The sequence below is a fragment of the Ramlibacter sp. PS4R-6 genome, assembly GCF_037572775.1.
In the GTDB taxonomy this organism is placed as follows: Bacteria; Pseudomonadota; Gammaproteobacteria; order Burkholderiales; family Burkholderiaceae_C; genus Ramlibacter.
On sequence record NZ_JBBHKA010000001.1, the window covers coordinates 1,164,836 to 1,183,409 of the forward strand.

General features: G+C 69.0%; 22 protein-coding genes. 19 read left to right on the forward strand and 3 right to left on the reverse strand.

Features of this window, described 5'->3' with window-relative positions:
- Positions 1-9: 9 nt before the first annotated feature.
- From WG903_RS05725 to WG903_RS05765, 9 genes are all read left to right on the forward strand, one after another.
- Positions 10-930, forward strand: coding sequence for a 2-hydroxyacid dehydrogenase (locus tag WG903_RS05725; RefSeq protein WP_340073257.1), 921 nt, complete (start codon positions 10-12; stop codon positions 928-930).
- 4 nt (positions 931-934) lie between these two features.
- Positions 935-1,843: a hydroxymethylglutaryl-CoA lyase gene (locus WG903_RS05730; protein WP_340073258.1), complete on the forward strand. Its 909-nt coding sequence runs from the start codon at positions 935-937 to the stop codon at positions 1,841-1,843.
- Positions 1,843-2,337, forward strand: coding sequence for a YbaK/EbsC family protein (locus tag WG903_RS05735; protein ID WP_340073259.1), 495 nt, complete (start codon positions 1,843-1,845; stop codon positions 2,335-2,337). The genes WG903_RS05730 and WG903_RS05735 overlap by 1 nt, the downstream gene beginning before the upstream one ends.
- The gene (locus WG903_RS05740; protein ID WP_340073260.1) at positions 2,337-2,567 is read left to right on the forward strand and encodes a DUF1289 domain-containing protein; all 231 of its coding nucleotides are present in this window, start codon (positions 2,337-2,339) and stop codon (positions 2,565-2,567) included. Before WG903_RS05735 ends, WG903_RS05740 begins: the two co-directional genes overlap by 1 nt.
- Complete coding sequence (locus tag WG903_RS05745) at positions 2,564-3,208, forward strand: 2-hydroxychromene-2-carboxylate isomerase (protein ID WP_340073261.1); 645 nt, start codon at positions 2,564-2,566, stop codon at positions 3,206-3,208. The genes WG903_RS05740 and WG903_RS05745 overlap by 4 nt, the downstream gene beginning before the upstream one ends.
- 56 nt (positions 3,209-3,264) lie before the next feature.
- Positions 3,265-3,855 carry an RNA polymerase sigma factor gene (locus WG903_RS05750; protein ID WP_340073262.1) on the forward strand — a complete coding sequence of 197 codons (591 nt, stop codon included), beginning with the start codon at positions 3,265-3,267 and terminating at the stop codon, positions 3,853-3,855.
- 10 nt (positions 3,856-3,865) lie between these two features.
- Entirely contained in the window at positions 3,866-4,564 is a 699-nt protein-coding gene (locus WG903_RS05755; protein WP_340073263.1) for an anti-sigma factor, read from the forward strand.
- Between the two features lie 70 nt (positions 4,565-4,634).
- On the forward strand, positions 4,635-5,222 hold the full coding sequence (locus WG903_RS05760) for a fasciclin domain-containing protein (protein WP_340073264.1): 588 nt from the start codon (positions 4,635-4,637) through the stop codon (positions 5,220-5,222).
- A gap of 71 nt (positions 5,223-5,293) precedes the next feature.
- A complete protein-coding gene (locus WG903_RS05765) occupies positions 5,294-5,431 on the forward strand; it encodes a hypothetical protein (protein ID WP_340073265.1) in 138 nt (45 codons plus the stop codon).
- 3 nt (positions 5,432-5,434) lie between these two features.
- On the opposite strand, the gene WG903_RS05770 is transcribed toward WG903_RS05765, so the two are convergent.
- The gene (locus tag WG903_RS05770; protein WP_340073266.1) at positions 5,435-6,952 is read right to left on the reverse strand and encodes a methyltransferase regulatory domain-containing protein; all 1,518 of its coding nucleotides are present in this window, start codon (positions 6,950-6,952) and stop codon (positions 5,435-5,437) included.
- 114 nt (positions 6,953-7,066) lie between these two features.
- A complete protein-coding gene (locus WG903_RS05775; protein ID WP_340073267.1) occupies positions 7,067-7,612 on the reverse strand; it encodes a hypothetical protein in 546 nt (181 codons plus the stop codon).
- Positions 7,613-7,658: 46 nt separating this feature from the next.
- Here WG903_RS05775 and WG903_RS05780 point away from each other — a divergent pair, with 46 nt between their 5' ends.
- Entirely contained in the window at positions 7,659-8,342 is a 684-nt protein-coding gene (locus WG903_RS05780) for a class I SAM-dependent methyltransferase (protein WP_340073269.1), read from the forward strand.
- Here WG903_RS05780 and hppD read toward each other — a convergent pair.
- Positions 8,260-9,387: a 4-hydroxyphenylpyruvate dioxygenase gene (gene hppD / locus WG903_RS05785; protein WP_340073270.1), complete on the reverse strand. Its 1,128-nt coding sequence runs from the start codon at positions 9,385-9,387 to the stop codon at positions 8,260-8,262. The two genes, WG903_RS05780 and hppD, sit on opposite strands and share 83 nt — an antisense overlap.
- Positions 9,388-9,468: 81 nt before the next feature.
- Here hppD and WG903_RS05790 point away from each other — a divergent pair, with 81 nt between their 5' ends.
- The 9 genes from WG903_RS05790 (at position 9,469) to WG903_RS05830 (ending at position 18,552) form a co-directional block, all read left to right on the forward strand.
- On the forward strand, positions 9,469-9,951 hold the full coding sequence (locus tag WG903_RS05790; protein ID WP_340073272.1) for an Lrp/AsnC family transcriptional regulator: 483 nt from the start codon (positions 9,469-9,471) through the stop codon (positions 9,949-9,951).
- Between the two features lie 89 nt (positions 9,952-10,040).
- Positions 10,041-10,697, forward strand: a complete 657-nt coding sequence (locus WG903_RS05795) for a GNAT family N-acetyltransferase (protein ID WP_340073273.1) — start codon at positions 10,041-10,043, stop codon at positions 10,695-10,697.
- Positions 10,698-10,787: 90 nt separating this feature from the next.
- On the forward strand, positions 10,788-11,666 hold the full coding sequence (locus tag WG903_RS05800; protein ID WP_340073274.1) for an HlyC/CorC family transporter: 879 nt from the start codon (positions 10,788-10,790) through the stop codon (positions 11,664-11,666).
- Positions 11,666-13,195 (forward strand): apolipoprotein N-acyltransferase, encoded by a 1,530-nt coding sequence (gene lnt / locus WG903_RS05805; RefSeq protein ID WP_340073275.1) that lies wholly within the window; start codon positions 11,666-11,668, stop codon positions 13,193-13,195. Before WG903_RS05800 ends, lnt begins: the two co-directional genes overlap by 1 nt.
- Positions 13,196-13,224: 29 nt before the next feature.
- Complete coding sequence (gene glyQ, locus WG903_RS05810) at positions 13,225-14,133, forward strand: glycine--tRNA ligase subunit alpha (RefSeq protein ID WP_340073276.1); 909 nt, start codon at positions 13,225-13,227, stop codon at positions 14,131-14,133.
- The gene (gene glyS, locus WG903_RS05815) at positions 14,130-16,238 is read left to right on the forward strand and encodes a glycine--tRNA ligase subunit beta (protein WP_340073277.1); all 2,109 of its coding nucleotides are present in this window, start codon (positions 14,130-14,132) and stop codon (positions 16,236-16,238) included. Before glyQ ends, glyS begins: the two co-directional genes overlap by 4 nt.
- The gene (gene gmhB / locus WG903_RS05820) at positions 16,235-16,804 is read left to right on the forward strand and encodes a D-glycero-beta-D-manno-heptose 1,7-bisphosphate 7-phosphatase (RefSeq protein ID WP_340073278.1); all 570 of its coding nucleotides are present in this window, start codon (positions 16,235-16,237) and stop codon (positions 16,802-16,804) included. The genes glyS and gmhB overlap by 4 nt, the downstream gene beginning before the upstream one ends.
- Before the next feature lie 11 nt (positions 16,805-16,815).
- Positions 16,816-17,565, forward strand: a complete 750-nt coding sequence (locus tag WG903_RS05825; protein WP_340078200.1) for a lysophospholipid acyltransferase family protein — start codon at positions 16,816-16,818, stop codon at positions 17,563-17,565.
- 81 nt (positions 17,566-17,646) lie between these two features.
- On the forward strand, positions 17,647-18,552 hold the full coding sequence (locus WG903_RS05830) for a M48 family metallopeptidase (RefSeq protein WP_340073280.1): 906 nt from the start codon (positions 17,647-17,649) through the stop codon (positions 18,550-18,552).
- The last annotated feature ends 22 nt before the right edge of the window (positions 18,553-18,574 follow it).

Here is an 18,574-nt window from a genome sequence, read left to right on the forward strand (position 1 = left end):
GCGTCTTCCATGCGCATCGTCTTCAGTGCCACGCAGACCAAGGTCCAGCCCTGGCTGGAGGCCTTTCGCGTTGCCTTGCCGCAGGCGCAGGTCCAGGAGTGGCAGCCGGGCGCCGCGCCCGCCGACTACGCGGTGGTGTGGCGCCCGCCGCAGCAGCTCTTCGACGAGCAGCCGCGCCTGAAGGCCATCATGAACATGGGCGCGGGTGTCGACGCGCTGCTCGAGATGCGGACGCCGCCGCAGGCGGTGATCGTGCGCATCGACGACGGCGGCATGGCCGTGCAGATGGCGGAGTTCGTGTGCCACGCGGTGATCCGCTACTTCCGCGAGCTGGACGTGTACGAGCGCGACGTCGCGCAAGGCACCTGGTCCTTCCGCAAGCCGCGCCGGCGCGAGGAGTTCCCGGTCGGCATCATGGGCCTGGGCGTGCTGGGGCAGCGCGTCGCCGAAGCCGTCGCGCATTTCGAATTCCCGTTGCGCGGCTGGAGCCGCACGCCCAGGCAGGTGCCGGGCATGCGCTGCTTCGCGGGCGCGGAGCAGTTCGACGAGTTCCTCGCCGGCACGCGCGTGCTGGTGTGCCTGCTGCCCCTGACGCCCGAGACTGAAGGCATCATGAACCGCCGCACGCTCGGCCGGCTCATGCCGCAGTCCTACGTGATCAACGTGGCGCGCGGCGCGCACCTGGTCGAGGAGGACCTCGTCGCGCTGCTGGACGACGGCCACCTGGCGGGCGCGACGCTGGATGTCTTCCGCACCGAGCCGCTGCCCGAAGGCCATCCGTTCTGGAAGCACCCGAAGGTGACGATCACCCCGCACACCTCGGCGCGCACGCTGCGCGACGAGAGCGTGGCGCAGATCGCCGGCAAGATCCTCGCCCTGGAGCGCGGAGAACCCATTGCCGGCGTGGTCGACCGCAACAGAGGATACTGACGCCATGAAGCTCCCCAGCAAGGCCAAGCTCGTCGACGTGGGCCCGCGCGACGGCTTGCAGAACGAAAAGCAGCCGGTGCCCACCGAGGTCAAGGTGCAGCTGGTGCACCTGCTGCAGGACGCCGGCCTGAAGGAGATCGAGGTCACCAGCTTCGTCTCGCCCAAGTGGGTGCCGCAGATGGCCGACAACGCGCAGGTGATGGCCGGCATCCGGCGCAAGCCCGGCGTTCGCTACTCGGTGCTCACGCCCAACATGAAGGGCTTCGAGGCCGCCGTCGAGTCCAAGCCCGACGAGATCGTGGTGTTCGGCGCCGCGAGCGAAGCCTTCAGCCAGAAGAACATCAATTGCTCGATCGCGGAGTCGATCGAGCGCTTCGCGCCGGTGGTCGAGGCGGCGCGAGCGAAGAACATCCACGTGCGTGGTGCGATCTCCACCGCGGTCGGCTGCCCCTACGAAGGCGAGATTGCGCCCGAGCGTGTCGAACTGGTGGCCCGGCTGATGAAGGAGATCGGCGTGCAGCACGTGGGCGTGGCCGATACCATCGGCGTGGGGACACCGCTGAAGGTCCAGCGCGCGATGGAAGCGGCACTGAAGCACTACGCCATCGACGACGTGTCGGGCCATTTCCACGACACCTACGGCCAGGCGCTGGCCAACACCATGGCGTGCCTCGAGATGGGCATTTGGCAGTTCGACACCTCGTGCGCGGGTCTCGGCGGCTGCCCGTACGCCAAGGGCGCGACCGGCAACGTGGCGACCGAGGACGTGGTCTACATGTTGCACGGCCTGGGTATCGAGACCGGCATCGACCTCGACAAGTTGATCGACGCGGGCAAGTACATCAGCGACCACCTGCAGCGCAAGCCGAACTCGCGCGCGGCCACGGCCATCCTGAACAAGCGGGCGGGCTGATGGGAGACGCGCAACTTCCGGAGAGCGTGCAGCGCGTGGCGCGCGCCTTGCAGGACAACGGCCATCCGCACACGCCGGTGATGCTGGACGACGCGGCGCGCACCGCGCAGCAGGCCGCCGACGCGCTGGGCATCCGCGTCGGGCAGATCGCCAAGAGCATCATCTTCCGCCGCAAGGCGGACGATGCGGCAGTGCTGGTCATCACGTCGGGCGACCGGCGCGTCGACGAGAAGAAAGTCGATGCCATCGTCGGCAAGACCGGCCGCGCCGACGCCGACTTCGTCAAGGCCAAGACCGGTTACTCCATCGGCGGCGTGTCGCCGATCGCGCATGCGTCGCCGCCGGTGACGCTCATCGACCGCGAGCTGTTCCGCTTCGAGGAGATCTGGGCGGCGGCGGGCCATCCGCACGGCGTGTTCAAGCTCCGGCCGCAGGATCTCGAGCGCCTGACCGGCGCGCCCGTCGCCGACGTGGTGCAGGAGCCCGCGCCCTGATGTCGCCGCGCGAGCTGCTGGCCCAGCGCGCGCGCATCGTGGCCGCGGGCACCGGCGAGGACGTGCCTTCGCCCTGCATCTCGGTGTGCCGCATGGATGCGCGCGGCGAGCTGTGCCTGGGCTGCCTGCGCACGCTCGACGAGGTCGCGGCCTGGGGCCGCATGGGCGACGGCGAGAAGCGCGAGGTGTGGGCGCTGCTGGCCAAACGCATCGAGGAGGAAGCCGCATGAAGCGCATCACGTTCTACCTGGACTTCATCTCGCCGTATGCGTACCTCGCCTTCGAGCGGCTGCCGCAGGCGCTGCAGGGCTGCTCGTACGAGGTGGAGTACCGGCCCGTGCTGTTCGCCGCGTTCCTGAAAGCGCATGGGCAATTGGGCCCGGCGGAGATCCGCGGCAAGCGCGAGTGGACCTACCGGCAGGTGCAGTGGTTCGCGCGCACGCACGGCATCCCGCTGGACATGCCGGCGGCGCACCCGTTCAACCCGCTCGCGCTGCTGCGCCTGGCGGTGGCCTGCGGCGAAGGCGGCGCGATCAACCGCTACGTGGCCGAGACCGTGTTTCGCCATGTGTGGCGCGGCGGGGCCGATGCGGCCGATTCCGCGCGCATCGAAACGCTGAAGGCGCAACTGGCCCCCAAGCGCGATCCCGGCGCCGACGACGTCAAGGCGCAGCTGAAGGCCAACACCGACGATGCGCTCGCGGGCGGCGCGTTCGGCGTGCCCACCCTGGTCGTGGACGGCCAGGTGTTCTGGGGCGTCGATGCGCTCCCGATGCTGCGCGCCTGGCTGGAAGGCGACGTATGGTTCGACTCGCCCCAGTGGCAGGGCGTGGGCGCGATCCCGGCGGCCGTCGCCCGCGTCAACAAATAACCGGCTCCCACCGGCCCGGTTTGAATCCGGTTCGGCGGCTGCTGCGTAGGAGCTTCATGGACGACGAACTCGACGGTGTGCTCATCGGGCTGCTGGCCTGCATCGCGGATGGCGCGCGCCCGCTCGCCGCGCGCGAGGATGCCTTCCGGCGCCTCTACGAACTGACCTCCCGGCGCCTGTACGGCGTCGCGTTGCGCGTGGCCGGCAACCGCGAATGGGCCGAAGACATCCTGCAGGAGGCCTACCTGAACGTGTGGCGCATCGCGGCGAACTACCGCCAGTCGTTGTCGCCGCCGCTGGCATGGCTGGGCGTGATCGTGCGCAGCCGCGCGCTCGATTTCCTGCGCCGGCGCCAGGCCGAGCGGCTGGACACCGCGCAACCGCTGGAGGGAGCGCTGAGCGACACCCTGCCCGACGGCGGCGAAAGCCCCATGGACACGGCGCAGGCGAGCGAGCAGGCGTGGGCGCTGCACGAATGCCTGCGCAAGCTCGAGGCGCGCCAGCGCGAGGTGCTGAGCCTTGCCTACCTGCGCGACCTGTCGCACGGCGAGCTCGCGGCGCAGCTGAAGCTGCCGCTGGGCACCGTCAAGACCTGGATCCGCCGCGGCATCGAGCAGCTGCGCGGCTGCATGGCGCGCTACGCGTGAAGGGGCGGCCATGGACCTGATGCGCCATCCCGAACTCGCCGACCGCCTGGCCGCCGCCTACGGCCTGGGCACCTTGCGCGGCGGCGCGCGCCGCCGCTTCGAAGCGCAGGCGCGCCGCAGCCCGACGCTGCGCGCACTCGCCATTGCCTGGCAGGAGCGACTGGCCGCCATGACCGAACTGCAACCGGGCGAGGAGCCCAGCCCCAATGTGTGGAAGCGCATCCGCCTGCAGCTCGACCGCGAGCGCGCGCAGCGGCAAGGCGCCGCGCGCACCACGCCATGGCGCGGGTTCGCGCTGGCCGGCGCCTTCGCCTCGGTGGCGGCGCTCGCCGTCGCCATCTCGCTGGTGCTGCGTTTGCAGGCCGCGCCCGACATCCGCTACGTCGCGATGCTGGCCGACGAGCGCGCGGCGCCGGCGATGCTCGTGACCTTCGACCCCAAGCACGGCACGCTCACGCTCAAGCGCGTCGGCGGCTTCGACGAAGGCGCGGAGAAATCGCTGCAGCTGTGGGCGCTGCCGCCGGGCAGCGCGCCGCGATCGCTGGGGGTGCTGCCGCAGGGTGCGACGGTGAAGCTCACGGCCGCCGAAGGCCAGGTGCGCGAAGTTCCCGCGCTGGCGATCAGCCTGGAGCCCAAGGGCGGGGTGGCGGGCGACAAGGGCCCCACGGGCCCGGTGCTGTTCAAGGGCGCGCTCGTGCCCACCACCTGAGCCGAATCCGGCGGCGCACGCGCTGCGTACTGGTGAAGGGCCATCTCGCCCTTCCAGGAGCACACAGCACATGCAACGCAAGACCTCTTTCGCGCTCGCCGGCCTCGCGCTGGCGCTTTCCGCCTGCGGCCACATGGGCATGGCCGGCGGCATGTCGTCGCCGGACCCGATGACGCAAACCAAGATGGTGGGCGGCGCGCCCATGTACCCGTCGAAGGACATCGTCGACAACGCGGTCAACTCGAAGGACCACACGACGCTGGTCGCCGCCGTGAAGGCCGCGGGCCTCGTCGACACGCTCAAGGGCCCCGGGCCGTACACCGTGTTCGCGCCGACCAACGGCGCGTTCTCGCAGCTGCCGGCCGGCACCGTGGACACCCTGCTGAAGCCCGAGAACAAGCCGATGCTGGTGAAGGTGCTGACCTACCACGTCGTGCCGGGGCGCATCGACGCGGCGGCGCTCGCGCAGCAGATCCGCGCCGGCGGCGGCCGCGCCATGCTGAAGACGGCCAGCGGCGGGACCCTCACCGCGACGCTGCGCGGCAGCGACGTCGTGATCGAGGACGCGAAAGGCCACGGCGCCGTCGTGACGACGTCCGACGTCTACCAGTCCAACGGGGTCATCCACGTGGTGGACCACGTCCTGCTGCCCGGCTGAGCACCGGCGTAAGCCGCCCGCAAGGGCGGCCGCCCAGAATCCGCCGGACAGCACACCCCGGAGACAACATCATGTGGAAACTGGCCGTCGGCTTCGTGGCGTTCGCCGCGTTCGCCATCTTCGTCGTCAGCAAGGCCGACAACATCGACATGGGCGGTGAGAAGCACGGCGTCGAAACGACCGCGCATCCCGAGCCCGCCAAGAAGTAAGCGTCAGGCCAGGCCCAGGCCCTTGTAGACCAGCAGGCGCCGGGTCCCGAATTCATTGGCCATGTCGCGCAGGTGCGCGACGGCTTCCTTCTCCGTCGTGAGCGGCTTGCCTTCCTTCAGCAGCTGCTGGCCGTGGCGCGAGATTTCCTGGTACGCATGGCGCGCCCAGCCGTCCACCGAATCCACGCCTTCGGTGATCGCCGCGAGGAAGATCTGGTCGAAGCGCGGCACGGGGAACGCGCCGCCCGTCACCGGGCTGGCGAGGAACTGCACCGTCGCCTCGTTGCGCGACAGGTTCATCAGGTGCCGGTTCAGCGCGGTGGACGTGCGCCGGATCGCTTCCGTGGGCACCTGCGCGGGCTGCAGGTCCGACTTGCCGCCCAGGACCACCAGGGCCTGGATCAGGTGCGGCAGTTGCACGCCCTTGGGCACCAGCGCGCGCGCCAGGTCGCCCACCCGCTTGGGCTTGCCGTCGGCCATCTCCTCGATCAGCGGCTTGTAGATCGCCTCGTTGAGTTTCGCTTCGCCGAGCTTCAGCGAGATGTCCGCCGCGTTCTTGCTCAGGACCACCCACTGCTCGTCGATGGCCTCGCGGTGGGCGGCGCCGGCGAGCGGGCGCGGGCCGCGCACCCAGTAGTCGCGCCGGAACTGCGCGTTGAGGCAGAAGTCGCGCACCGACTGGCGGAAGCGCGGGTCGGGGATCTCGTTGAGCAGGGCCAGCTGCTCGGGCGTGAAATGCAGTGAGTCGACGTGGTCGAGGAAATCGCCCGAGCAGGCGAAGGTGAGCTTCGCCGGCGCGAGCCACTTGGCGATCTTCGCGAAGGACATCGGCTCCCAGTCGCGGTTGAAGTACTCGTGCGCGAGGTAGTGGCGGTCCTGCGAGGTGATGCGTTTGAGCCGCTCGGTCACCTGCGGGTTGGCCTGCAGGTAGCGCGGGTTGGTGGCCATCAGCCGCTCGGTGAAGGCCAGCGCGGCATCGACGCGCGCGACGATGCCCTGCCCGGGCGCGCCCAGCGTCTCGGCGTGGTCGGTGAACAGCTCGCGCAGCGGCGCCGCCGCGGACCAGCCGGGCTGCGTGTTGTAGCTGACGTAGAACACGCCGCCCACCTTCAGCTTGCGGCGCACGAAGTCGACGATGACCTTCCGGTTGGCGTCGTTGATCCAGCTCCAGATGCCGTGCAGCCCGATGTAGTCCATGTCGGGCAGGTCGGTGCGGACGCAGAACTCCTCGAAGGCGTCGTCGGAGAGCACCGCCTGCGAGCCCGAGGCCTGCGCCAGCGATTGCGCGAAGGCGGCCTGGCCGGGGTTGAAGTCCGTGCCCCACCAGCGCGCGGGGCCGGCGGCCGCGTGCATGTTGACGCTCACGCCCTGGCCGAAGCCCAGTTCGCACGCGTTCTCGAACTTCGGCGGCACCAGCCCCGCCACCATCAGCGCGAAGCGCGCGGCGACTGGATTGAGTTCCCGGTAGTAGCCGTACGTGTAGCCGATCTCGGCGACGTAACCGGACGTCCAGTCTTCCATGCTCTTGCCTTCCTCGGGGATGCTGCGGGTGGAGGAACGAGGGTATCAAAAAAGAAGCGCAGGCCGGCCCGGCGTCAGGCCGCCGGGCCCCTGCGCTCGCGCCGCGGTGGCGGCTTATTTCTTCTTCTTGGCCTTCGCGGGCTTGGCCGCCTTCTTCGCGGCCTTCGCCTGGGCCGGCTCCTCGCCGTCCCAGGGCTTCATCGGCAGCGAGATGACGAGGTAGTCACGCTCGATGTAGAAGACCGGGCGCCCCTTCTCGGTGATGAGCACCTTCTTCGCGTCGGCACCGCCGGCGCGCATGTCGTGCGACGTGAAGTACACGGGCATCGGCTTCTTGGCGGCGAGGTTCTTCACCAGCGCATCGACGATGGCTTCGTCGCCGTTGAGCTTGCCGCGGTTGGACTTGTGGCGCTCCAGGTTGCCCAGCAGGTCGTGCCAGTGGTTCTTGGCGTCGTTGTTGTACGCGGCGAGGTTCAGCACCGCCACGCTGGTGGCGAAGGGACGGCCCTTCTTGAAGATCACGAATTCCTTCTGCAGGGCGGCCATCTCCTCGATGCCCCCGTACGTCTTCTCCCGGCCCTGCGGCGGCGCGAACCGCAGGTTCAGCTGATCGAGCATGCTGCCGATCAGGATGTCGTTGTGCTTCATGAAATAGCCCACGTCCCGCTCCTCGTTGCAAAATGAAACACGAGTGTAAGTGGAGAAGATGACGTTGCGGAACGATGCCGCGTGGGGCGCCGTCGCGGCCTACTACGAAGAGAGGGTGCGCGAGCACGGCGCCACGCCCTGGGGCGTGGATTGGACCTGCGAGCCCACGCAGCAGCTGCGATTCGTGCAGCTGCTGAAGGTGGTGCGCGCTCGCGGTGCGTTTTCGCTCAACGACCTGGGGTGCGGGTACGGGGCGCTGCTGCCGTTCGTGCGCAGCCGCCTTCCCGGGCCGGTCGATTACCTGGGCGTCGACGTTTCGCCGCGCATGATCGCGGCGGCGCGCCAGCAGGACCGCCATGCGGCATTCCATGTGTCGGCCACGCTGCCGCGCGTGGCGGACTACTCGGTCGCCAGCGGCGTGTTCAACGTGCAGCTCGGGTTTTCGCCGCGCGTGTGGCGCGGGTACGTGAAGGACACGCTGCGCGAGCTGGCGCGCGCCAGCCGCCGCGCCTTCGCCGTCAACTTCATCCTGCCGCCGCGGCCCGGCGTCGAGCCGCTCGAAGGCCTGTACCGCACGCGCCCGGCGACGTGGGCCGCGTTCTGCGCCGGCGAATTCGGCGCCGGTGTCGAGGTCGTGCAGGGCTACGGCCTGCGCGAGTTCACGCTGCTGGTTCGCCTGCCTTCGCGGGCAGCACGCCGCGGCGCATCTGGTCGAGTTCCATCGTCTCGAACAGCGCCTTGAAGTTGCCTTCGCCGAAGCCCTCGTTGCCCTTGCGCTGGATGAACTCGAAGAAGATCGGGCCCAGCTGGTTCTCCGAGAAGATCTGCAGCAGCAGCTCGCCGGGCGTGCCGTCCACGAGGATGTTGCGCTGCTTCAGCGCCTCGACGTCTTCCGCGAGCTTCGGGATGCGCCTGGGCAGCAGCTCGTAGTACGTGTCGCTCGTGTCCAGCAGCTTCACGCCTGCTAGCTGCAGCGCATCGACGGTGTCGTAGAGGTTGTCCGAGCCCAGCGCGATGTGCTGGATGCCCTCGCCGTGGTAGCGGTCCAGGTATTCCTGGATCTGCCCCGAGGTCTCGTTGCCTTCCTCGTTGATCGGGATGCGGATCATCCCGCAGGGGCTGGTCATGGCCTTGCTCTTCACGCCGGTGGCCTGGCCCTCGATGTCGAAGTAGCGCACCTCGCGGAAGTTGAACAGGCGCTCGTAGAAGTCGCTCCACTCCTTCATGCGGCCGCGGTGCACGTTGTGCGTGAGGTGGTCGATGTAGGTCAGGCCGTAGCCGCGCGGGTTGAGCGCCTCGCGCGAGTCGATGCCGGGCAGCGGCTCGAAGTCGACGTCGTAGAAGCCGATGTTGCCGATGTCGCCGTCCTTCGCGCCGTTCTTGCCGCGCCAGCGGTCGATGAAGTAGATGATGGAATCGCCGATGCCCTTGATGGCGGGGATGTTCAATTCGCCCGGGCCGGCCTGGCCCGCGTAGCCCCACGCGCCGAGCGAGATCGCGCGCTCGTGCGCGGCCTTGGCGTCGTGCACGCGGAAGGCGATGGCGCAGATGCTCGGCCCGTGCAGGCGCGCAAAGCGCTGCGCGAACGAGTCGGGCTCGGCGTTGATGATGAAGTTGATGCCGCCCTGGCGGTACAGGATGACGTTCTTGTGCCGGTGGCGCGCGATGGCCTTGAAGCCCATGCGCTCGAAGAGCTCGCCCATCGCCTTGGGGTCCGGCGCGGCGTACTCGATGAACTCGAAGCCGGCGGTTCCCATGGGGTTGTCCCAAGTGGTTGTCTTTTCCATGCGCCACTGTAGAACGGCAGGCCCTCATTTTTTGGTCGTCCGGAGGCGCAAAGGTGCGGGTTAACGCAATAATCCTGCGTCATGGCCGCAGCTGAAACATTGGACAAGCTCGACAAGGCGATCCTGCGCCTGCTGCAGGCCGATGGCCGGCAAACCTACGATGTGATCGGTGGGCAGGTCGGCCTGTCGGCCAGCGCCGTGCTGCGGCGGGTCAAGCGGCTGGAGGATGCCGGCGTGATCGCGCGCTACGTCGCGCTGGTGCCGCCCGAGTCGGTGGGGCTGGGGCTCACGGCCTACCTCAACGTGCGCCTGGAAAAGCACAGCGAGACGCACAAGCGCAACCCGATGGACCTGTTCCGCGGCGCGGTACAGACCTGGCCCGAGGTGGTGGAGTGCGTGGCGCTCACCGGCGACATGGACTACCTGTTGCGCGTGGTCGTCACGGACATGGCCCACTACAGCCGCTTCATGATGGAAACGCTGCTGCGCCACCCCTCGGTCCAGGACTGCAAGACCAGCTTCGTGCTCGACCGCGTCAAGGCCACAACGGCGCTCCCGCTTTAGTGGGCACTCGCCTACGTAGTAGTACCTGCTGCTCAGCCGAATCGACCCTGTGGACTTGCCTCCCTAGGGGAAACCCGTACATTGGGGGCATGACTGACCAACCCACCGTCCAGTCGCCCCTCGTCGTCGTGCCCATCCGGTCCCTCGGCCCCGGGCACCGGCAACGCATCGCAGACCACCTGAAAGCCCTGGAGCCGGAGGACCGCTACCTCCGCTTCGGCTACGCCGCGCGCGACGAGCACATTGACGCATACGTGGACAAGATCGACTTCGACCGCGACGACATCTTCGGCATCTACAACCGCAAGCTGGAGCTGATCGCGATGGCGCACCTCGCGTACTCGCAGGACCCCGAGATGCAGTCGTGCGCCGAGTTCGGCGTGTCCGTGCTGCGCAAGGCGCGCGGCAAGGGCTTCGGCCAGCGGCTGTTCGAACGCGCCGTCATGCACGCGCGCAACGAAGGCGTGGACATGCTCTTCGTGCACGCGCTGTCGGAAAACCGCGCCATGCTGCACATCGCGCGCAAGGCCGGCGCGGAAGTGCAGCACATGGGCTCGGAAGCCGACGCCTACCTGAAGCTGCCGCCCGCCACCTTCGACACGCGCATCGCGGAGATGGTGGAGGAGCAGGTCGCGCAGACCGACTACCGCCTCAAGCAGCAGGCACAGCGCTTCTGGTCGTTCCTGTCCGGCGTGCAGGAAGTGCGCCAGGGCGTGCGCGACGGCCGCCACAAGTCCGGCAGCTGAGCCGGGCACCGCACCGCCTGTCACGGGGCGGAGAAGCCTTTGGGCTATCCTATCGGTCCCCCAACGACCGCACGTCCTGCACGCCCAGCTGTGTCCGACCCGCATCCGGCGCGACCTTCCGACAGCAAGGAAGACAAGCGCACCTTCTTCCAGAAGATCGCGGAGTTCATCCACCCCGGACCCGATTCCAAGGCCGAGCTGATCGAGACGCTCGCCGACGCCGAGGACAACGACATCATCGGTCCCGAGTCGCGCGTGATGCTCGAGGGCGTGATCCGCATGGCGGAGCTCACCGCCGGCGACGTGATGGTCCCCGCGCCGCGCATGGACCTGATCAACATCGACTCGCCGATGGACGTGCTGATGCAGGAAGTGATCGACACGGCGCACTCGCGCTTTCCCGTGTACGAGGGCGAGCGCGAGAACATCATCGGCATCCTGCTGGCCAAGGACCTGCTCAAGCTGCAGCGCGCGCCCGAGCTCAACATCCGCGCGCTGCTCCGCCCCGCGTCCTTCATTCCCGAGAGCAAGGGCCTCAACGACCTGCTGCGCGAGTTCCGTGGCAACCGCAACCACCTCGCCGTCGTCATCGACGAGTTCGGCCGCGTGGCCGGCCTTGTCACCATCGAGGACGTGCTGGAGCAGATCGTCGGCGAGATCGAGGACGAGTTCGACATCGCCGAGGACGAGGGCGACATCTTCGGCCTGGCCGACCGCACCTACCGCGTGAGCGGCGACACCTCGCCCGAGCGCGTGGCCGAGGCCTTCGGCGTCCCCATCAACCCCAGCGACGAGGCGCAGGCCTTCGACACCATCGGCGGCCTGATCGCGCACGAGATGGGGCACGTGCCGCGCCGCGGCGAGCACATCGAGCTGGCGGGCCTGAACTTCGTGGTGCTGCACACCAAGGGCGGCGCGGTGCGCTGGTTCAAGGTGTCGCCGGCCAGCACCGAAGACGCCTCGGGCTAGTGCGCTTCGTTCCCTTCATCGCCGCGCTGCTGGCGGGGCTCGCGCAAGCCGCGTCCATCGCCGCGCCGTGGAACGGCCAGCCGCAGTGGTGGCTGCAACTGCTCTCGCTCGCCGTGCTGGCCGGCGTCGTGCAGCACGCGCAGACGTGGCGCCGCGCCGCCGTCCTCGCGTGGATCTTCGCGACGGCCTGGCTTTCGGGCACTTTCTGGTGGCTGTTCATCTCCATGCACGTGTACGGCGGGCTCGCGTCGCCGCTGGCGGCCGCCGCAGTGCTGCTGCTGGCGGGTTTCCTCGCGCTCGACTACGTGCTGGCCGGCGCCGTGCTGCGGCTCGCGCGCCCGCGCCACCCGCTGCTGCAAAGCCTGGCGTTCGCGGGCGCGTGGCTATTGGCGGAGCTCCTGCGCGGTACGGTGTTCACGGGCTTCCCGTGGGGCGCCAGCGGCTATGCGCACGTCGACGGGCCGCTTGCGGCGCTGGCGCCTTTCATTGGCGTGTACGGCATCGCGGCGGTTGCCGCGTTCCTCGCGTACTGGCTCGCCGCGCTGGTGCAGCCCTCGATCCGCACGTCGTGGCGCTCGTGGATCGTCGTCGGCGCCGCGACCGCCTTGCTCGCGGCTTGCAACTTCGTCGCCCGCCCCGGTGATACCGCGCCGGGCAACAAGAAGCTCGCCGTCGCACTGCTCCAGGGCAACATCCCGCAGGACGAGAAGTTCGAGGGCGGCAAGGGCATCCCCGCCGCGCTGCAGTGGTATGGCGAGCAGCTCAACGCGGCCACCGCACCGCTGGTCGTCACGCCCGAAACCGCGATCCCGCTGTTGCCGAAACAGTTGCCCGAGGGCTACCTCGACGCGATGGCCAAGCGCTTCGCGCAAGGCTCGCAGGCGGCGCTGGTCGGCATTCCCCTGGGCAGCTTCGAGGAAGGCTATTCCAACTCGGTGCTGGGCTTCGCACCCGGCGCGCCGCAATACCGCTTCGACAAGCACCACCTGGTGCCCTTCGGCGAGTTCATCCCGCCGCTGTTCAAGTGGTTCACGCGCCTGATGAACATCCCGCTGGGCGACTTCAACCGCGGCGCGCTGGCGCAGCCCGCCTTCGCGTGGGCCGGCGAGCGCCTGGCGCCCAACATCTGCTACGAGGACCTGTTCGGCGAGGAGCTGGCGGCGCGCTTCGCCGACGCGGCGCAGGCCCCGACCATCTTCGTGAACATGAGCAACATCGCGTGGTTCGGCGATTCCGTCGCGATCGACCAGCATCTCGCGATCAGCCGCATGCGCGCGATCGAATTCGACCGGCCCGTGATCCGCGCCACCAACACCGGCGCCACGGCCATCGTCGACCACCGCGGCGCCGTCACGCAGCAGCTGCCGCGGCTCACGCGCGGCGTGCTCGCGGGCGACGTCGAGGGGCGCACGACGACCACACCCTATGTGTCGTGGCTCGCGCGTTTCGGGCTCTTGCCGCTGTGGCTGCTGGGCCTCGCGGCGGCGGCCGCGGGCGTGTGGCGCAGGCGCGAGGAAGCCCGCCCGTAAAATCAGCGGTTTCCCCCGGCCTTTCCTCGATGTTGACGTTCCAGCAGATCATCCTGAAGCTCCAGTCCTACTGGGACGGGAAGGGCTGCGCGCTCCTGCAGCCCTACGACATGGAGGTGGGCGCGGGCACGTCGCACACCGCCACCTTCCTGCGCGCGCTGGGCCCCGAGCCGTGGAAGGCCGCGTACGTGCAGCCCAGCCGCCGCCCCAAGGACGGCCGCTACGGCGAGAACCCCAACCGCCTGCAGCATTACTACCAGTACCAGGTGGTGCTCAAGCCCGCGCCCGCGAACATCCTCGAGCTCTACCTCGGCTCGCTCGCAGCGCTGGGCTTCGACCTGAAGAAGAACGACATCCGTTTCGTCGAGGACGATTGGGAGAACCCGACGCTCGGCGCGTGGGGTCTCGGTTGGGAAGTGTGGCTCAACGGCATGGAGGTCACGCAGTTCACCTACTTCCAGCAGGTGGGCGGGCTCGACTGCAAGCCGATCACGGGCGAGATCACCTACGGCCTGGAGCGCCTGGCGATGTACCTGCAGGGCGTGGAGAACGTGTACGACCTGAAGTGGACCGACACGATGTCGTACGGCGACGTCTACAAGCAGAACGAGGTCGAGCAGTCGGCCTACAACTTCGAGCACAGCGACGCCGACTTCCTGTTCCAGGCCTTCGCGGCGCACGAGAAGCAGGCGAAGTACCTGATGGAACAGCAGCTCGCGCTGCCCGCCTACGAGCAGGTGCTCAAGGCGGCGCACAGCTTCAACCTGCTGGATGCGCGCGGCGCGATCAGCGTGACGGAACGCGCGGCCTACATCGGCCGCATCCGCAATCTGGCGCGGGCCGTCGCGCAAAGCTATTACGACAGCCGCGAACGCCTGGGCTTCCCGATGGCGCCGAAGGAGTGGGTGGCGCAGATGCCGAAGAAGGAAGCGGCATGACGAAGAAAAACCTGCTGGTGGAACTCTTCGTCGAGGAGTTGCCGCCCAAGGCGCTGAAGAAGCTGGGCGAGGCGTTCTCGGGCACCCTGCTCGAACAGCTCAAGGCCCAGGGCCTCGCGACCGCCGAATCGAAGGTGACGGCCTTCGCTTCGCCGCGACGCCTCGGGGCGCACGTGACGGCAGTTGCTGCACAAGGCGCCGACAAGCCGCTGTCGCAGAAACTCATGCCGGTGAGCGTGGGCCTCGACGCGAACGGCCAGCCCACGCCCGCGCTCGTCAAGAAGCTGCAGTCGCTGGGCGCGGACGCATCCGCTGCTGCCGGCCTGAAGCGCGCGATGGACGGCAAGGCCGAAGCACTCTTCTACGAAAGCACGGCCAAGGGCGCCACGTTGGCCGAAGGGCTGCAGAAGGCGCTGGGCGAAGCGATCGCCAAGCTGCCGATCCCGAAGGTGATGACCTACCAGCTGGCCGACGGCTGGAGCGACGTGAAGTTCGTGCGCCCCGCGCACCGGCTCGTCGCGCTGCATGGCGACCAGGTCGTGCCCGTGACTGCGCTCGGCCTGAAGGCCGGCAACCAGACCGAAGGCCACCGCTTCGAGAGCACCAAGGCACCGCTTCCCATTGGCAATGCGGACGCTTATGAGTCGCAGATGCTGGAAGAGGGCCGGGTCATCGCCTCCTTCGACAAGCGCCGCGCCGAGATCGCCAAGCAGCTCGAAGCGGCCGCGCAAAAAGTCGGCGGGGGCGCCAAGCCGGTCGACGACGACGCGCTGCTCGACGAAGTCACCGCCCTCGTCGAGCGCCCCAATGTGCTCACCTGCGAATTCGAGCGCGAGTTCCTGGGCGTGCCGCAGGAGTGCCTCATCCTCACGATGAAGGCCAACCAGAAGTACTTCCCGCTGCTGGACGCCCAGGGCAAGCTCACGAACAAGTTCCTCGTGGTGAGCAACATCCGCCCGCAGGACGCGAGCGCCGTCACCGGCGGCAACGAGCGCGTGGTGCGCCCGCGCCTGGCCGACGCCAAGTTCTTCTTCGACCAGGACCGCAAGAAGCCGCTCGCCGCGCGCGTGGCCGGCCTGGGCAAGGTCGTGTACCACAACAAGCTCGGCACGCAAGGCGAGCGCATCGAGCGCGTGCGCGCGATCGCGAAGGTGATCGGCGCGCAGCTGGGCAGCGATGCGCTGGCGCAGCACGCCGACCGCGCCGCCGAACTCGCCAAGGCCGACCTGCTCACCGACATGGTGGGCGAGTTCCCCGAGCTGCAGGGCACCATGGGCCGCTACTACGCGCTGCACGACGGCCTGGGCGCGGAAATCGCCGACGCGATCGAGGACCACTACAAGCCGCGCTTTGCCGGCGACACGCTGCCGCGCAACGACGTCGGCATCGTGGTCGCGCTGGCCGACAAGCTCGAGACGCTCGCGGGCCTCTTCGCCATCGGGCAGCTGCCCACCGGCGACAAGGACCCCTTCGCGCTGCGCCGCCACGCGCTGGGCATCGTGCGCATGCTGATGGAAAGGGACCTGAAGCTGGACCTGGGCGCGCTCGTGAAGGAAGCGCTGGGCCTGTTCCCGCAAGCCACCGACCAGACCGCGCAGCAGCTCACGACCTTCATCTACGAACGCCTGGCGGGCCAGTTGCGCGAGCAGGGCTACAGCGCGCAGGAAGTCGAAGCGGTGCTGGCGCTGCAGCCGCAGCGCCTGGGCGACGTGGCCAAGCGCCTCGCGGCCGTGCGCGCCTTTGCTTCGCTGCCGGAAGCGCCCGCGCTCGCCGCGGCCAACAAGCGCATCGGCAACATCCTGAAGAAGGCCGAGGGCGGCGTGCAGGCGCGCGTGAACGAATCGCTGCTGAAGGAAAGCGCCGAGCAGGCGCTTTTCGCCGCGATGAAGGACATCACGCCGCGCGCCGACGCGCAGTTCCAGTCCGGCGACCACCAGGCGTCGCTGCAGACGCTGGCCGCGCTGCGCACCCCGGTCGACACCTTCTTCGACGACGTGATGGTCAACGCGGACGACGCGCAGCTGCGCGCCAACCGCCTCGGCCTGCTCGCCACCCTGCACGGCGCGATGAACCGCGTCGCCGACCTCTCGAAGCTGGCCGCATGAAACTCGTCATCCTCGACCGCGACGGCACCATCAACGCCGACAGCGACGAGTACATCAAGTCGCCGGAGGAGTGGCAGCCGCTGCCCGGCGCGCTGGAAGCGATCGCGCGCCTGAACCACGCCGGCTGGCATGCGGTGATCGCATCGAACCAGTCGGGCCTGGGCCGCGGCCTCTTCGACGTCGCCTCGCTCAACGCCATGCACGCCAAGATGCACAAGATGCTGTCGGCGCAGGGCGGCCGCATCGACGCGGTGTTCTACTGCCCGCACACGCCCGACGAAGGCTGCCGCTGCCGCAAGCCGCAGCCGGGGCTCTTCGAGCAGATCGCCGAGCGCTTCGGCGTGGACCTCAAGGGCGTGCCCGTCGTCGGCGACGGCCTGCGCGACCTGCAGGCCGGCTCGGCTGCCGGCTGCGAGCCGCACCTGGTGCTCACCGGCAAGGGCGCGGCGCTCAAGGGCCTGCCGCTGCCGCCGGAGTACCCGGCCGGCACGCGCACGCACGAGGACCTCGCCGCCTTCGCCGACTGGCTGATCACCACGCGCCACGGGGGGGCCAAGCCGGCCTGACGATGCTGTTCCTGTCCGCCCTGCGCTCCCTCGTCCACGGCGTGTGGATGCTGGTGACCGTGATCCCCTGGGGGATCATGATGGTGACCGCCTCGCTTTTCGTGGACGGCGTGACGATGTACCGCCTGGCGCAGGGCTGGCTGTGGTTGGCCATGCGCGGCCTGCAGCTGATCTGCGGCGTGCGCTGGCGTGTGACCGGCTACGAGAACCTGCCGGTGGGGCAGACCAGCCCGGCCATCCTGCTCGTCAAGCACCAGTCCACGCTCGAGACCTTCCTGATGCCGGTGCTCATGCCGCACCCGCTGGCCTACGTCTTCAAGCGCGAGCTGCTCTACATTCCCTTCTTCGGCTGGGCGATGGCGCGGCTGGACATGATCCACATCGACCGCAGCCAGCGCGCGCAGGCCTTCTCCAAGGTCGTGGCGCAGGGCAAGGGCCTGCTGGCGCGCGGCATCTGGATCATCATGTTCCCCGAAGGCACGCGCATCCCGCGCGGGCAGGTGGGCGTGTACAAGCACGGCGGCACGCGCCTGGCGGTGGAGACGGGCGCGCCCGTCATCCCCATTGCCGTCAATTCCGCCCGGGTGTGGCCGCGCAAGGCCTTCGTCAAGCGCCCCGGCGTGGTCGACGTGGTGATCGGCAAGCCCATTCCCAGCCAGGGCCGCGACCCCGACGACCTGATCCGCGAGGTGCAGGCCTGGATCGAAGGGCAGATGCGCGAGCTGGACCCCGAGGCCTACACCGAAGACGTCCGCGTCTAGTCGCATCCACGCATCAGCCCCGTCGGGTTAGTCCCATCGCGCTATCGATCCCGTAGCGGGTCGCCGCTAAACTCCCTCGCCATGCACCGGCTGTTGCAGCTCACCCTGGATTTCTTCGACGCGGTTCCCGCTGCCCCGGCCGACGCACAGCCGAAGCGCGAGGCCCCGCGCAAGCCGCGCGAGGACAAGCCCCTGGTCGCGGCGACCACGCCCGAACCGCGCCTGGACGAAGTGCTGCACCCGGCGTCGTTCCGCCACCCGCGCGCCAACCGCGAGGCGGTGCTGGGCGATTCCGTCGTGGCCTTCGAGTTCAAGCGCTCGCGCCGCCGCAACATCGGCTTCATGGTCGGCCCCGAAGGGCTGACGGTGAGCGCGCCGCGCTGGGTGCCGCTCTACGAGGTGGACACCGCGGTGCGCAGCAAGACGCCGTGGATCCTGAAGAAGCTGGGCGAGGTGCACGAGCGCCAGCGCCGCATCGAATCGGCGCGCATCGAATGGCGCGACGGCGCGCGCTTCCCGTTCCTCGGCGAGGAGGTCGAGCTGGTGCTGGACCCGCGCGCCTCCGGCGCCGTGCTCGAAAGCGACGCCGGGCTGCCACCGCGGCGCCTGCGCGTCGGGCTGCCGCAGCAGGCCGAGCCTTCGCAGGTGCGCGACGCGGTGCAGGCCTGGCTGATGCGCCGGGCGCACACGCTCTTCACCGAGCGGCTCGACCACTACGCGCCGCTGCTGCGCGTGCGCTGGAAGAAGCTCGCGCTGTCGAACGCCGGCACGCGCTGGGGCACCGCGCATTCGGACGGCACCATCCGCCTGAACTGGCGCCTGGTGCACTTCCGCCTGCCGGTGATCGACTACGTCGTGGCGCACGAGCTGAGCCACCTTCGCGTCATGGACCACAGCCCGAAGTTCTGGGACACGGTGGCCAGCGTGGTGCCCGACTACGAGCACCTGCGCGGCCAGCTGAAGGACGAGGCGCTGCCGTCCTGGTGAGCCGGGCTACACTGGCCCGCAT